This is a genomic window from Trinickia sp. NRRL B-1857 (assembly GCF_050470685.1).
In the GTDB taxonomy this organism is placed as follows: Bacteria; Pseudomonadota; Gammaproteobacteria; order Burkholderiales; family Burkholderiaceae; genus Trinickia.
Genome location: NZ_JBFLUK010000011.1, coordinates 350,770 through 364,001 on the forward strand (window position 1 = coordinate 350,770; position 13,232 = coordinate 364,001).

Consider the following 13,232-nt stretch of genomic DNA (forward strand, 5'->3'; position numbering starts at 1 on the left):
ATCGGCGCTATTGCGACTGAAGGAACGTCGTGACCGCTTTCGCATCGTCCTTCCCGAGCGTATGCGCGACGGCCGACATCACCGGGGCGTTCGCGCGCGTCCCGTTCTGAAATACCTCGATTTGGCGCATGAGATAGTCGGCATGTTGCCCCGCAAGTCGGGGGAATTGCCCGTTTCCGTGTCCTTGCGCGCCGTGACACGACGCGCACGCCGGCACGCCCTTATCGGGCAGGCCCTGCTCGAAGATCTTTTGTCCCTCGGCAATCAGCGTGGCGTCGCCCGTGCCGCCCGTTGTGGCAGGCTGTTGCGAATAGTAGTCGGCGAGCGATGCGACCGTTGCGTCGTCGAGTTGCGAGGCGATGGCCCACATATAGGCGCGGGCATCCGATTCGCCGCGAACGTGTTGCCGGAAGCCCTTCAACTGCGCGACGAGATAGTCGGACGTCTGCGCGTTGAGTTTCGGGAACATCGGCGATTTGCTGTCGCCGCTCACGCCGTGGCAGGCGACGCACAATTGCTTGGCAAGGCGACCGGCGTCTTGCGCGCGTACCGAAGGGGCGCTCAATAGCACGCTACAAATAATGAGCGGCAACATGGCCGTAATCGCCGACTCGATGCGGCAACGCGGTGGCTTTTTCATTTTCCGGCCCATCCAATGAGTTGCGTCTGTCTTTGAGTGCGCTATGTCAGAACGCGATCCAAGCCAATAAGTACAGTGTATTGTTGTCGCTGGCATTGCGTCCGTTGCCGTCGTAGTTGTAGCGTGCTCCGTTGAACTTGAGGAACCACGTGTATTGGACCGATAGCTTGACTTGGGGAATCGGCAAGTAATCCGCCTCGAGAATGACTCCGTTCGAATTCGGCGTTCCGTTCGCACTGCCGGTCACTGGCGCCGCGCCATAGAGTCCGGGGTCGTTGCTGCCCGTCGTTTGAAAATACGCGAGCGTGCCGCCGTATTTCCGTCGGAAGTAATAGGATGCTTTCGCCTTGAACGTGTTGAGCGTGTCGGTCGAATTGGTCGGCGTTGGGCCGGCGCCTATGCCGCCGCTCGGGAAACTCGCGTCCCAACTTTGCTTCTCGTGTATCCAGGTGGCCTGCGCGGTGATCGAATGCGTGTAGGTCAGATATTGATATTGAGTGTCGAATGCGTAGTCGGTGAAGCGGTCGGTGGGTGAGATGGGGATCGTATTGTCCGGATACTTGTCCGCGATAAGACCGTATGTGCCGACCATGAGCGAGTGCGCACCCCACTCGGCATTGTAGGCAAGCCGCCAATAGGGGTTGTTTCCGGATAAGCGCGCAACGCCGCCCGGACTCGATATGTCCTGACCCGTGCGCAGAAACGAGAACATCCGATCGGCGGTTCGGTACAACCCGAATTCCGCATAGATACTGCGTTGCCAAAACGCATAGGCCGTCAAGCCCGCGACTTGTTGCGCGAGCCCGCCGTCGATCAGCGTACTGGCCATCGGCGTCAGCGAGACACTGCTCGATGCATAGGGATAGCCGAATGCCGGCGTACTGTTCCAAACATCCGACGCCGTCGGGTTGTTGTTGAGCGTCATCCCGTAGATGAAATCGATGTCGCCCCGCGTGAATTGGCCGGCGGCGCGAATATCGGTGTTGTCGATACCACTATGATGGGCGATGCCGTCGTAGGTCCATTGCACGAATGCGCCGACGGGCCCCGCGATTCGACCGCCGTAGAAAAGGCTGGCCTGTTGCAACGCGATGTCGCCGTTGCGGACGAAATCGTATTGATCGTTTCGGATCGTTCGCGTATTGGTTTGCGAAAATTGAACCATCCCCGCGAGCGGGATCGTTTTGTTGTTCGTCAGCGTATAGCCGCTCAGCTTAAAGAATCGCCCGAACGGAGTCAGTTCGGGGAAGCTCACGTGGCAAGCTACGCAGGCGAGCCCGGTCTGCCTCGCGAATGCGGGGACCGCTTGTGCGACGTGACTAAGAAGCCCAAGCGTTGCCGCCATGAGCATCGCTGCATACCGCGCGCGAACATTGCGCTTTAGCGTGGCAATCATCGCACCCCCCCGACTACTGCTTTATGTCTCTCGGTTTATAGGACAATTCGAGCAAAAGATGTAATTTAAGTGTGCCCTGTTGTTCGAACTAACACATACACGCGTTTCAAATTAACCGGCAGTCGCTTGTGCGTGTACAAGCAATAGCGGCGTTTCAGTTAAGCGGCCGACATGCTCGGCAACGCTGCCGAGCAGCCATCGCGAAGGACCGCGTCGGCCGTGCGTTCCCATAACGATTAAGTCGGCCCGCCAATCGTGCGCCTCACGAACGATTGCGTGGGGTACGTCGTCGCTTATGCGTTTGGTTTCGACGAGCGAGGCACTCGCTTCGCCGCATCGATCCGCAAGCAGCGGCTCGACCTTGGCGAGGGTGCGCGTTCCCTCTTCGACGAAAGCATCTTCGAGGACATCGATCGGGACGAAGTCGCTCAAACGCACCGCTCGGTCGACGACATAGATTGCTCTGCCAGCCGTAGCATGCGTCGCGAACCGCAGGCCGGTGCGAAGCGCCTCGGCGGCTTGCGCGCTAGCGTCCACGGCAAACAAAATGCGCCGCGCCGCGCGAACCGCGTCGGCGCGATAGGTCGCGGGCACGATGAGAACGGGGCATGGTGCGAGACCGGCCAATGGAGTCGATACCGTGCCCTCGACCCATCGAAGCAATCCGTGGTGCTGGCGAGCGCCGACGACGAGCAATTGAGCGTCCCATCTTTGCGCTGCATCGATCAAGGCATGCGTGACGTCGCTGCCGTGTTTGGACAAATCGATCGCTTCCGATTCGACTTGGATATCGCTTCGTGCGAAAGCCGCGCGTGCCGTGGCGAGCGCTTCGTTCGCATCCCTTAGCAATTCCTCGCGGGCCGCCTTGAGCACGTCGCCGGTGAAGGTGCCGGTCGGCATTAGCGTGCGGGGGTTTTCCGCGACGCTGACGAGCAGGACCCGACCTCCCGGTGCCACGACCCCTTTCGCGTACGCGATGGCGCGTTCGGACGCGACGGTGGAATCGACGGCGATCAAGACCCGACCGGGCAGGGTGCAGGCAGGGCTGATTGGAGGAGTCGATGCGCTCATGGTTCGGCCCTCGTCGATGTGGGTTCGGTATTTCGTAGATCTATTGTGTTGGCCGAACCGTTCTGATTGTTTGATTGAAATCAATGCCGGCGAAGGTGCGTAATGCGCGATTGATGAAGATCTGTTAAGCGCAAGCAGAGTGACGAGCGCCGGCAGCGCGCGCCGTGACACGCTTGCTTCAGATCAAATCGCGGCCGGCGCCGGGTCATAGCATTGGACTCATGCCTGGCAAACCTTTCCGCTCAGCGGATGATCCATCGCGCTTTTCAGGCGCGAATCCACGCAGCGTCATGTCGCGCGCTTTTCGTTACGTCGATTTCGCTTTGCTGATCGTATCGACGGCGACGCTCGCTGTGGGCGGCGTGTGCATCGCGCTAGAGGCTCGGGCGCTCGCTGGAGCGCTTTGGTTTTCCGGTGCGGCGGCCATAGGGGTCGCATTGACCGTATCGATCGTACAAGGGGTGATTAGGCGCCAGGCCGGGGTGGACATTTTGGCGTGGATGGCGATCGCGCTTGCGCTCGCGCTCGGGGAAACGCTCGCGGCGGCCGTCATCGCGCTGATGGTGGCGAGCGGTCGTGCGCTCGAGCAGTATGCGGGGAGCCGCGCGCAGCGCGAAATGACCGCATTGTTGAGCCGCGCTCCGCGTCAGGCGAACGCATTGAAAGACGGCGAATGGCATTCGGTTGCGCTCGACGCCGTGCAGCCCGGCGATCGGCTGCTCGTTCGCAGCGGCGAACTCGTACCCGTCGATGGCTCGCTTGCCGGTGTGGCGGACCTTGATGAAGCCACGCTGACCGGCGAATCGGCGATCGTGCGGCGGCTATCGGGCGAAGCGATATGTAGCGGTGTGCTCAACGCGGGCGTCCCGTTCGAGATGATCGCGTCGGCCCGCGCGGCGGACAGCACGTTCGCCGGCATCGTGCGCATGGTACAAGCGGCCCAGCGCGAGCGGAGTCCGGCCGCGCGATTGGCCGATCGCTACGCGCTGTTCTTCGTCCTCGTTTCCGTGGCGCTCGCCGGTGCGAGTTGGATCATGGCAGGGCAAATCTCGCGTGCGCTCGCGGTGCTCGTGGTCGCAACGCCCTGTCCGTTGATTCTCGCCGTACCCGTTGCGATCGTATCCGGTATGTCGAGTTGCGCGAAGCGAGGCATTCTCGTCAAGGGCGGCGGCGCGTTGGAGCGGCTTGCCCAGGCGTCCATTCTCTTTTTCGACAAGACAGGGACGCTCACCAAGGGTCACGCGCGTTTGGTCTCGATCGAGTGCGGTCCCGAAACGACGGAGGCGGCCGTGCTGTACTACGCGGCCTCGCTCGCGCAAGCATCCGCCCATGTCATCTCCGAGGCTTTGACGATCGCGGCGCGCGAGCGGGGCGTGCGCTTGTCGCCGCCGTCGGCCGTGGTCGAAACCGCCGGCGCGGGCTTAACGGGCCAAGTGGAAGGCCGGGCGGTGACGATCGGCGGCTTCGCCTACGTAAGCGCGGCGACCCGCGTTGCGCAGTGGAGCGCTGCCGTGCTTCGCACGTTGAGCTATGAGGGGCAAGCCGCGGTATTCGTCGGTGTCGATGGTGCGATGATCGGAGCCGTACGGATGGCGGACCAGCTGCGCCTCGAAACCCCGAGAGCGCTGCGCCTGCTCAAGCGCGAAGGGATCGAGCGGCTGATCATGCTGACCGGCGATAGGCGCGACATCGCCGAAACGGTCGGCGCGTTATTGGCCGTTACCGAAGTGCGCGCGCAACAAACGCCGGCCGATAAGCTCGACGCGATTCAGGCCGCAAGAGCCGACGGAATCGTCATCATGGTGGGCGACGGCGTGAACGACGCGCCTGCGCTCGCCGCGGCAGACGTTGGCGTCGCGATGGGCGCACGCGGGGCCGCGGCCTCATCGGAGGCCGCCGACGTCGTTCTGCTCGTCGATCGTCTCGATCGTTTAGTGGATGCGTTGCGGATTGCACGGCGAGCCCGCCGCATCGCGGTACAAAGCGTCGTGGCCGGCATGGCGATGTCCGCCGTCGCCATGATCGCGGCGGCGTTCGGTCTGGTGCCGCCGATCGCCGGTGCGATCGCTCAAGAATTCATCGACGTCGCCGTGATCGTCAATGCGCTGCGCGTACTACGCATGAGTCCGCGTCTCGCCGCCGGGGCGCTCGCACGCGAGGAGGCGGACCATTTGAAGCAGGAGCACGTACGGCTTGCGCCCGTCATCGCGCGAATCAGAGCGTTGGCCGATGAGCTGCCTCGGCTGCCGAAGGCATCGGTCGCGCCGGCGCTCGCGCAAATGAACGAATCGTTGACCCGGGAGTTAGTGCCGCACGAGCAGCGTGACGACGCGCATGTCTATCCCGGCTTGGCGCGCCTCTTAGGCGGGGACGATCCGATGGCGGCGATGAGCGGCATGCATCGCGAGATATTTCGGATCGTTCGCTTGCTCGCCAATATGACGGCGGATTTGCCGCCCGAAGGACCCGACGCCCGCGGCCTCGCGGAATTTCAGCGGTTGCTGTATGGCCTTGACGCGATCGTGCGCCTTCACTGCGAGCAGGAAGACGAACTGTTCCATGTGCTTTCGGCGACGGCGGCTGCCGGCGATTGATGCGGTGCCGGCGCGTTCGCGCGCCGCAGCGAGACGATCACCGTGAGGCCTGCCCCGTCGATGCCCGCCTCGAACGTCAGGCGCCCGTTGAAGTAGCTGACGATACGTCTGACGATGGACAGGCCGAGGCCGCTTCCGGGGGCCGCGGCGTTGACGCCGCGATAAAAACGATCGACGAGCCGCGACATCTCCGATGGCGCAACGCCTTCGCCGTCATCTCGAACGACCAAGCTGACGGCGTCGCCGTCGTCGAACAATCCGATGTCGATGTGTCCGCCCTGTTTCCCGTACTTGATCGAATTGTCGAAGAGGTTATCGAGCAAGATACCGATGAGGAACGGCTCGGCTAGCACCGTGCGGTGGAGCACGTCGGCGAACGAGATCTCGATCTGTTTCTGCCGCGCGCGCTCGGTATGCCGCGCGATGGCCTCGAGCACGAATGCGTCGAGCGCGACGGGTACCGTCGGGATACGTTCGTGCTCGTCGAGCCGTGCAAGCAGCAGCAATTGTTCCGCGAGGCGCGTGCTGCGATCTACACCTTGCACGACGCGCTGTATCGCCAATTGCCGCTGCGTGGCATCCTCCGCGGCCAGTGCGACCTGCGCCTGCACTTTGATTGCCGCAAGCGGCGTCTTCAGTTCGTGCGCGGCGTCGGACGTGAACGCTCGCTCGCGCGCGATCGATTGCTTGAGCCGAGCAAGCAATTGATCGATCGCGTCGACGAGCGGCCGCACCTCCGGCGGCACGCGCTCGATGTCGATGGGCTCGAACGTCGTCGCATCTCGCGCGCGGATGGTCTCCGACAGCATGCGCAGCGGGGCGAGCGAGCGCCCGATGGCGAGCCATACGAGCAACGCGAGCGCCGGCAGCCCGAGAAGCAAAGGACGGCTCACGTGCAACGCCGCGTCGCGTGCCAAATCGCTGCGCGAGTTCGACGTTTGCATGACTTGGATCAAGCGTCCGGTGTTCGCATCGCGAATCGTTTCGATACGCCAGACGGTATTGCCCAACGTGGCCGACCACGGCTCGTCGATATTTCCCGGCGGCGGCGCGATAGGACCGAGTTCGGACAGCGCCGGACTGGCCGCGATCGTGCGGCCTTGCGCATCCTTCACTGCGAACAGCATTTCGCGCGGCGCGATATCGCTGTCGACGGTGCCCGAGGCCAGCTCGTCGGGATGGGGCAATTCGATGCGCGCGTCGATGTGCGAACGCGAAAGCTTGAGGAGATCGTCGTCGCTGAGCAATGCGATGAGCTTGGCGTATTCCACGAGCCGGGTATCTTGCCAGCGCCGCACTTCTTGAGAGGCGTGGCGAAACGTGGAGACGAGCGTCACCGCCCATACGAGCGCGACGCTCGCCAGTACCATCAGCGAGAGGCGCCGACGGATGGAGCTTTGCGTCATGGCTTCTCGATCATGTAGCCGACGCCGCGAACGGTCGTAATCAGCTCCTGCCCCAGCTTTTTGCGCAGCTTCGACATATGGACTTCGATCGCATTGCTTTCGATTTCCTCTTGCCAGCCGTAAAGGCTGTCCTCCAGATCGGCGCGCGATTGGGGAATGCCCGGATGCGTGATGAGTTGAACCAATACGGCCCACTCCCGCGTCGTCAGATGAATGCGCGCATCGCCGCGCGTGACGGTTCGCGAAATCAAATCGATCGACAGATCGCGCCAGACGATTTGCTCGACGCTGCGGCCTTGCGAGCGACGAACGAGGGCCCGGCAGCGCGCGAGCAATTCCGTCAGATCAAAAGGCTTGCCGAGATAGTCGTCGGCGCCTGCGTCAAGACCGCGCACGCGATCCCCGATGGTGCCGCGAGCGGTGAGCACGAGCACCGGTACGTCGTTTCGGGCGTCGCGTAGCCCTTTGAGCAGCTCGCCGCCGGAGCGGCCGGGCAAACCTAGATCGAGCACCACCAGTGCGTAGTGATTCGTGGCGAGCGCGAGCTCGGCTTGTCGGCCGTCGCGCGCCCAATCCACGGCGTAGCCCGCTTGGCGAAGACTGATTTCGACGCCTGAGCCGATCAGTTCGTCGTCTTCAACAAGAAGAATTCTCATATGCAATTGCTAGCGGCAGCGCGGGGTGCCTGAATGATTTAGACGATGCGAATCGCAGCGCAGTGTAAACGAGAAGTGCCTCCGGCACTGCATTATCGTGGGTTTCTTCAGCATTTCTTAAGCTCTGAAGGATATGATTTTTGCCGCTGATCATCGGCGTCGGTGCGCGACGATTCATACAAGCCGGTGCGGCTGGATCGAAACAGTCGGAGCTTACATGTTGCCGTCGATGGTGGGCCGAGTGCGAGCCAATTTGCTGGTTGCCTCGCTAGCGGCATCGCTCGTTCAAATTTTTTCGCTGCTGTGCATCTTGCTCTTCGGCATTCCCGAGCGCATCTTCGTATCCGAGGCGTTCAGGTTCGCCGCCATGTCGTTCGTCGTGGGCATCGTGATAGCGGTGCACGTTATCGCGAATGCCGCGTTTCACTCGGCGTATAAGCGCGGATTTCTGACCGTTTGGGGAGGAAAGCACGGAGCCGTGTCGCTTTCGTCGCGCTGTCCGCGTCTTTCCCTCGTTGTGCTTCATTTGCGTTTCGGTAGCCGACGTATCGTATTGCTGGACGATTTTGCCGACACCGTTTAAATCGAACCGCGTTTGAAACGCGTGAGTTGCGCAATAAAAGAGAGGAGCGTCCCTTGAAAGTCGATGCCGAGGTTGTGGCGAGAAAATGGGCTCGCCGTGTGTTCGATCTTCGATTTCATCGGTCGCACCGTTTGCAGGCGACGGCCATTCATAGGACGCTCGAAGGCTATCTAGGGAAAACCCGCCGCGCCGATATCGAGCGTGCCGACGCCTACGCGCACGATGTGTTGGGACACCTGCGCTACGCGCCGTGGCTGTACGTCTATTCGGCTGTCGCGGGGCGCTTCAAGGAAGGCTGGATTCCCGACAACTACTACGGCTATGTGGTGGTGCCGAAGCTCAAGGGCGGCTACGGTATCGCTTCGAGCTTGAAGTCGCTGCAACGCGCGATATTCGATAGCGACGCGTTCCCCGATCTGGCTTATTTCGCCAACGGGCTTTTCCTGGCGCCCGATGCGACGGTCGTTTCCCCCGAAGCGCTTGCCCGGCGCTTGTTTTCGCAGAACGACTCGGTCGTATTCAAGGTCGACAACTCTTTGCAGGGGCGAGGGATATTCTTCTTCGACCGAGCGACGTTCGATCTCGAGAAGATCAGGACGCTCGGCAACGGCGTGTTCCAAGAAAACATCGTGCAGCATGAGGTTTTAGCGCGCTTCGCGCCGCGATCGGTCGCGACGCTGCGCATGACGACCGCGGTCGACGATAGCGGTGTCGTGTCCATTCGTGCCTGCTACCTGCGCCTCGGTCGTGACGCCGATACGCACGTTCAGTCGAGTAGTCATGTTCGGATTCCGGTCGATTGCGCCACGGGAGAGTTGGCCGAAAGCGGTTATCTGACGGATTGGACCGTCGTGCGAGAACATCCGGATAGCAAGATTCCATTCGCGGGCGTGAAGATTCCCGCCTTCGACGACTGTTTGACGAGCGTCCTTGCTCATCATCGAAAGGTTCCCTACGCGCGGTGCGTGGGTTGGGATGTGGCGGTTGCGGACGATGGTCGCGTCCAGCTCATGGAGTGGAACGCGGAGCATAACGACATCAAATTCAGCGAGGCCACGCAAGGACCGTGCTTCGCCGATTTGCGATGGGATTTGCTGGTACCGAGGCGCCACGCCGCGCCGCAGGTAGCTGCGTCTGCACCCGCGCCGGTGCCGGTTCCGCAAGGCGAAGCCGGCACCGGTCTAACGAAGTCTCTATAGACAGAGGGCGTTCGTTGCTAGGCTCAGGCGGTCACGTTGATCGTGGTACCGACCTTCTGGCCTTGCGGATTGATGCTCGCGGAGACGGAGATGGACGCGATATTCCGGCCGTCGTCGGCGTCGCCGTCGCGGTCGGGTCCGACTTCTCGCGCTTCGTTCCCCGACGAAGCATATAGTGCCGATTGCAATGCCAAACCGGCGGCATGCATGCCGATCGATGAAATGGTCATGGGTGATTACCCTTTAGTGTGTTGGCGGACCGGATCGGCCGTTGCGTCAATTCGAGCGCGCGTCCACCTAGATGCGAGCCCGGTTGCGGAAATGCAATCGGCCGGCGCTTATGATGACTCACGAACATTAAGGATTCCTGATGTTCGCGTATCGATTGCTGCCTATGCGGGCCTTGATCACTTAGAATTCGAAGCACACAAGAAAATCGATGAATAGGGTAAGGCAACTTGAGATCCGATCACGTGACGCACCAACAAGACTCGGACATATGGTCCGAATGGGTTCTTCGCCGTCGACACGGCGACGATACGGGATATCGGCAGGCAGTTCATGCGGACGTGACGCGATACGCCGACCGCGTCCTCGACGGCGCGCGCTTGCGCGACGGCATGACGCTTGCCGATATCGGCACGGGAGACGGCCTGGTCGGTATGCGAGCGATCGAACGGTTCGGCCCCTCGCTGCGGGTATTGATGACCGATATTTCCGCGCCGCTCTTGCGTCACGCCGCACATCGCGCGACCGAGCGCGGCGTTGAGGGGCAATGTACGTTCGTGGAAGGACCGGCCGATAAGTTGAGCGGAATCGGCGACGCCGCCGTGGATGCCGTGGCGATGCGCGCCGTGTTGGCGTACGTCGAGGACAAGAGTACGGCCATGCGCGAGTTTTATCGAATCCTTAAACCGGGCGGGCGTCTATCGATGGCGGAGCCGGTGCTGCGCGACGAGGCGTTCGAGGTATGCGCCCTGAAGCGGATGGTCGATGCGCGGCCGCCGGGTGCGGGCGACGCGTTTTTCCCCCTGTTGTTGCGCTGGCGGTCGGCGCAGTTTCCCGATACCGAGGAAAAGGCGAGCGCGCTGCCGATTACGAACTATGGCGAGCGCGATCTCGTGCGCTTTGCCATCGATGCGGGCTTTATCGATATCCACCTCGAGCTCCATATCGATGTGGTGCCGGCCGACCCGATCGCGTGGGACGTATTCGTCGAAAGTTCGCCGCATCCGCTGGCGCCGTCGTTGAAAGCGGTCTTGGACGAACAGTTTACGAAGGACGAGCGCGCGTTTTTCGAAGCGCGGTTGCGACCGTTGGTCGAGAGCGGCAAGCAATTCGGCGCGCAACGAATCGCCTGGCTGACGGCGACGAAATCGGGTCATTAAACGCCGATATCGACTGGGCGACGCAATTTATGACCTAAAATCGGCGTTTGCCCGCATCGATTGCGAAATTTTATTTCTCGCGTTCGCCCGTACACTGTCGTCCGCGAGCTTGCCTGCGCGCCGGCGAGCGGCACCCCACTTCTCCCATTGAAGCGACATTGACCATGTTCGAACATGTTGACGCCTATCCCGGCGATCCCATTCTTACGCTGAACGAGAATTTCCAGAAAGATCCGCGGCAAGAAAAGATCAATCTGAGCATCGGCATTTATTTCGACGACGACGGCCGCTTGCCGGTCATGAAGGCCGTTCGCGAGGCCGAAGCGGCGATGCTGGCCGATCTCGGGCCGAAGCCCTATTTGCCGATGGCGGGATTTGCGCCCTATCGCGACGCCGTGCAGTCGCTCGTATTCGGCGAGGACTGTGCCGCGCGAACGGAGGGCCGCATCGCCACCGTGCAGACGCTGGGCGGTTCGGGCGCTTTGAAGGTCGGCGCCGATTTTCTCAAGCGTTATTTCCCGCAGGCACAAGTATGGGTCAGCGATCCGACTTGGGAAAATCACCGCTTCATTTTCGAGCGGGCCGGGTTCACGGTGAACACGTATCCGTACTACGACGATGCCACGGGCGGTTTGAAGTTCGATGCGATGCTGGCCGCGATCGATGCATTGGCGCCCCGCAGCATCGTCGTGCTGCATGCGTGCTGTCACAACCCGACGGGCGTCGATCTGGACAATGGGCAATGGGAGCAACTGATCGCTGTGCTACAAAAGCGTGAATTGCTGCCGTTCGTCGACATCGCCTATCAAGGATTCGGTTCGAGCCTCGACGAAGACGCATTCGCCGTGCGAGAACTTGCGCGCCGCAACGTGCCGATGTTGGTCGCGAATTCGTTTTCGAAGAATTTTTCGCTGTATGGCGAACGCTGCGGCGGGCTCAGCGTGCTCTGCGAGAGCACGGACGAAGCACAGCGCGTCGTGGGGCAGCTCACGAGCGCCGTGCGCGCGAACTACAGCAACCCGCCCACGCATGGCGCGAAGATCGTCACCAAGGTGCTCACTTCTCCCGCGCTGAATCAAATGTGGCGCGACGAGCTCGCTGCGATGTGCCGTCGAATTGCCGGCATGCGCGAGGCGATTCACGAGCATCTGAGCCGGTATATCGGTGGCGAGGCCCTTTCGCGTTACATCAAGCAACGCGGGATGTTCACCTATACGGGGCTCGACGCTAACCAAGTGGACCGTCTGCGCGAAGAGCACGGCGTGTACATCTTGCGTTCGGGCCGCATGTGCGTGGCCGGATTGAACGAGCGCAACGTCGGGCCGGTCGCCGATGCGATCTCGAAGGTGCTGGTAAAGGGCGCCTAACGCCGATTCCCAAGGCCCGATCGACGGTCGGGTCGGATCTCGCGCAGTGCAAGGCCGTGCGATCCGACTCATTCGCACTCATTTGCGCCCGGCGCCGCTCGCTCAGGGTCGTCCCAGCTGCAACAGGCGTGCCACGGTGGATAGAAAGTCGTCCATGTGCGCCGGTTTACGCAGAAAGGCGTCCCATAGCGGCGGCTCGGCAGTGCTCGAGTTCACGTGTGCGGACGTATGCAGTGCGATCGGAATGCGCACCCAGTCGGGATGCGCGCGCAGCGACCGGCATAAGGACATGCCGTCCATATCGGGCATCATGAAGTCGGTCACGACGAGATCGGGTACTTGTCGTTGCACATGTGCGAGAGCGTCGCATCCGTTGCTCGCGCAATCGACCTCATATCCCGCGTATTGCAATGCGAAGCTCAGGGCCTCGAGCAGTTCGTATTCGTCGTCGACTAGAAGGACACGCTTCATTGCTTGCTCAAGACCGAGTGGTTGCCCGCAGGGACTGCGTAGCCTCAACCGGGCAACGAGCCTGGCGGCGCACTCATTCCCGATGCCGCCCCGGGCCAACCTTGCGAGCGATGATGTCGAGCAGCGACGCCGGCGAGTATGGCTTGCGGAGCACCGCAACGAAAAGCCGCTTCTCCTCCTCGGTCAACGCACCCGGTGCCGCGGTGCATAGAACGATCGGTATAGCTGCTCGCTTTTCGTCGCGCTGGAGCGCCTGCGCAAGCTCCAGGCCCGACATGACGGGCATCATCAGATCGGTCACGATCAAATCCGGCTGTACTCGCTCGGTCGCCTCGAGTGCCTCACTGCCGGTGCGAGTCGCATGCACGACATACCCTTCGCGCCATAGCAGAAACGAAAGGAAATCGGTCACGAGCGACTCGTCGTCGACGACAAGCAGGGTAGTCATGCGTTGATCCGTT

The 13,232-nt window shown here is 61.7% G+C and carries 13 protein-coding genes; 5 read left to right on the forward strand and 8 right to left on the reverse strand.

Annotated features, from left to right (window positions below):
• Positions 1–7: 7 nt before the first annotated feature.
• The 3 genes from AB1286_RS22685 to AB1286_RS22695 all read right to left on the reverse strand — a co-directional run bounded on the left by AB1286_RS22685 (position 8) and on the right by AB1286_RS22695 (position 3,107).
• The gene (locus AB1286_RS22685; RefSeq protein WP_430367285.1) at positions 8–595 is read right to left on the reverse strand and encodes a c-type cytochrome; all 588 of its coding nucleotides are present in this window, start codon (positions 593–595) and stop codon (positions 8–10) included.
• A 91-nt stretch (positions 596–686) separates the two neighbouring features.
• Positions 687–1,895: a cytochrome C gene (locus tag AB1286_RS22690; protein ID WP_430367286.1), complete on the reverse strand. Its 1,209-nt coding sequence runs from the start codon at positions 1,893–1,895 to the stop codon at positions 687–689.
• Positions 1,896–2,147: 252 nt separating this feature from the next.
• On the reverse strand, positions 2,148–3,107 hold the full coding sequence (locus tag AB1286_RS22695) for a universal stress protein (RefSeq protein ID WP_430365497.1): 960 nt from the start codon (positions 3,105–3,107) through the stop codon (positions 2,148–2,150).
• 290 nt (positions 3,108–3,397) lie between these two features.
• Here AB1286_RS22695 and AB1286_RS22700 point away from each other — a divergent pair, with 290 nt between their 5' ends.
• Entirely contained in the window at positions 3,398–5,701 is a 2,304-nt protein-coding gene (locus AB1286_RS22700; RefSeq protein WP_430365498.1) for a heavy metal translocating P-type ATPase, read from the forward strand.
• Here the strand turns inward: AB1286_RS22700 and AB1286_RS22705 are convergent.
• Together AB1286_RS22705 and AB1286_RS22710 are read right to left on the reverse strand one after the other, a co-directional pair.
• Positions 5,638–7,107 carry an ATP-binding protein gene (locus AB1286_RS22705; RefSeq protein ID WP_430365499.1) on the reverse strand — a complete coding sequence of 490 codons (1,470 nt, stop codon included), beginning with the start codon at positions 7,105–7,107 and terminating at the stop codon, positions 5,638–5,640. The genes AB1286_RS22700 and AB1286_RS22705 overlap by 64 nt on opposite strands.
• Positions 7,104–7,763, reverse strand: coding sequence for a response regulator (locus AB1286_RS22710; RefSeq protein WP_430365500.1), 660 nt, complete (start codon positions 7,761–7,763; stop codon positions 7,104–7,106). The genes AB1286_RS22705 and AB1286_RS22710 overlap by 4 nt, the downstream gene beginning before the upstream one ends.
• Positions 7,764–7,980: 217 nt before the next feature.
• Here AB1286_RS22710 and AB1286_RS22715 point away from each other — a divergent pair, with 217 nt between their 5' ends.
• Positions 7,981–8,346: a hypothetical protein gene (locus AB1286_RS22715; RefSeq protein ID WP_430365501.1), complete on the forward strand. Its 366-nt coding sequence runs from the start codon at positions 7,981–7,983 to the stop codon at positions 8,344–8,346.
• A 53-nt stretch (positions 8,347–8,399) separates the two neighbouring features.
• On the forward strand, positions 8,400–9,545 hold the full coding sequence (locus AB1286_RS22720; RefSeq protein ID WP_430365502.1) for a sugar-transfer associated ATP-grasp domain-containing protein: 1,146 nt from the start codon (positions 8,400–8,402) through the stop codon (positions 9,543–9,545).
• A gap of 23 nt (positions 9,546–9,568) precedes the next feature.
• Here the strand turns inward: AB1286_RS22720 and AB1286_RS22725 are convergent, their stop codons facing one another.
• Positions 9,569–9,775 carry a hypothetical protein gene (locus AB1286_RS22725; protein ID WP_430365503.1) on the reverse strand — a complete coding sequence of 69 codons (207 nt, stop codon included), beginning with the start codon at positions 9,773–9,775 and terminating at the stop codon, positions 9,569–9,571.
• Between the two features lie 243 nt (positions 9,776–10,018).
• Here AB1286_RS22725 and AB1286_RS22730 point away from each other — a divergent pair, with 243 nt between their 5' ends.
• Together AB1286_RS22730 and AB1286_RS22735 are read left to right on the forward strand one after the other, a co-directional pair.
• A complete protein-coding gene (locus AB1286_RS22730; RefSeq protein ID WP_430365504.1) occupies positions 10,019–10,933 on the forward strand; it encodes a methyltransferase domain-containing protein in 915 nt (304 codons plus the stop codon).
• 164 nt (positions 10,934–11,097) lie between these two features.
• Positions 11,098–12,300 (forward strand): amino acid aminotransferase, encoded by a 1,203-nt coding sequence (locus AB1286_RS22735; protein WP_430365505.1) that lies wholly within the window; start codon positions 11,098–11,100, stop codon positions 12,298–12,300.
• Positions 12,301–12,402: 102 nt separating this feature from the next.
• Here AB1286_RS22735 and AB1286_RS22740 read toward each other — a convergent pair whose 3' ends face one another.
• Positions 12,403–12,771 carry a response regulator gene (locus AB1286_RS22740; RefSeq protein ID WP_430365506.1) on the reverse strand — a complete coding sequence of 123 codons (369 nt, stop codon included), beginning with the start codon at positions 12,769–12,771 and terminating at the stop codon, positions 12,403–12,405.
• A 73-nt stretch (positions 12,772–12,844) separates the two neighbouring features.
• The gene (locus tag AB1286_RS22745; RefSeq protein WP_430365507.1) at positions 12,845–13,219 is read right to left on the reverse strand and encodes a response regulator; all 375 of its coding nucleotides are present in this window, start codon (positions 13,217–13,219) and stop codon (positions 12,845–12,847) included.
• Between the last annotated feature and the right edge of the window lie 13 nt (positions 13,220–13,232).

Coding starts and splice junctions, on each gene's coding strand:
- AB1286_RS22715 (WP_430365501.1), top strand. CDS start 7,981: ATGTTGCCGTCGATGGTGGGCCGAGTGCGAGCCAATTTGCTGGTTGCC.
- AB1286_RS22710 (WP_430365500.1), bottom strand. CDS start 7,763: ATGAGAATTCTTCTTGTTGAAGACGACGAACTGATCGGCTCAGGCGTC.
- AB1286_RS22695 (WP_430365497.1), bottom strand. CDS start 3,107: ATGAGCGCATCGACTCCTCCAATCAGCCCTGCCTGCACCCTGCCCGGT.
- AB1286_RS22740 (WP_430365506.1), bottom strand. CDS start 12,771: ATGAAGCGTGTCCTTCTAGTCGACGACGAATACGAACTGCTCGAGGCC.
- AB1286_RS22725 (WP_430365503.1), bottom strand. CDS start 9,775: ATGACCATTTCATCGATCGGCATGCATGCCGCCGGTTTGGCATTGCAA.
- AB1286_RS22700 (WP_430365498.1), top strand. CDS start 3,398: ATGTCGCGCGCTTTTCGTTACGTCGATTTCGCTTTGCTGATCGTATCG.
- AB1286_RS22705 (WP_430365499.1), bottom strand. CDS start 7,107: ATGACGCAAAGCTCCATCCGTCGGCGCCTCTCGCTGATGGTACTGGCG.
- AB1286_RS22685 (WP_430367285.1), bottom strand. CDS start 595: ATGTTGCCGCTCATTATTTGTAGCGTGCTATTGAGCGCCCCTTCGGTA.
- AB1286_RS22745 (WP_430365507.1), bottom strand. CDS start 13,219: ATGACTACCCTGCTTGTCGTCGACGACGAGTCGCTCGTGACCGATTTC.
- AB1286_RS22735 (WP_430365505.1), top strand. CDS start 11,098: ATGTTCGAACATGTTGACGCCTATCCCGGCGATCCCATTCTTACGCTG.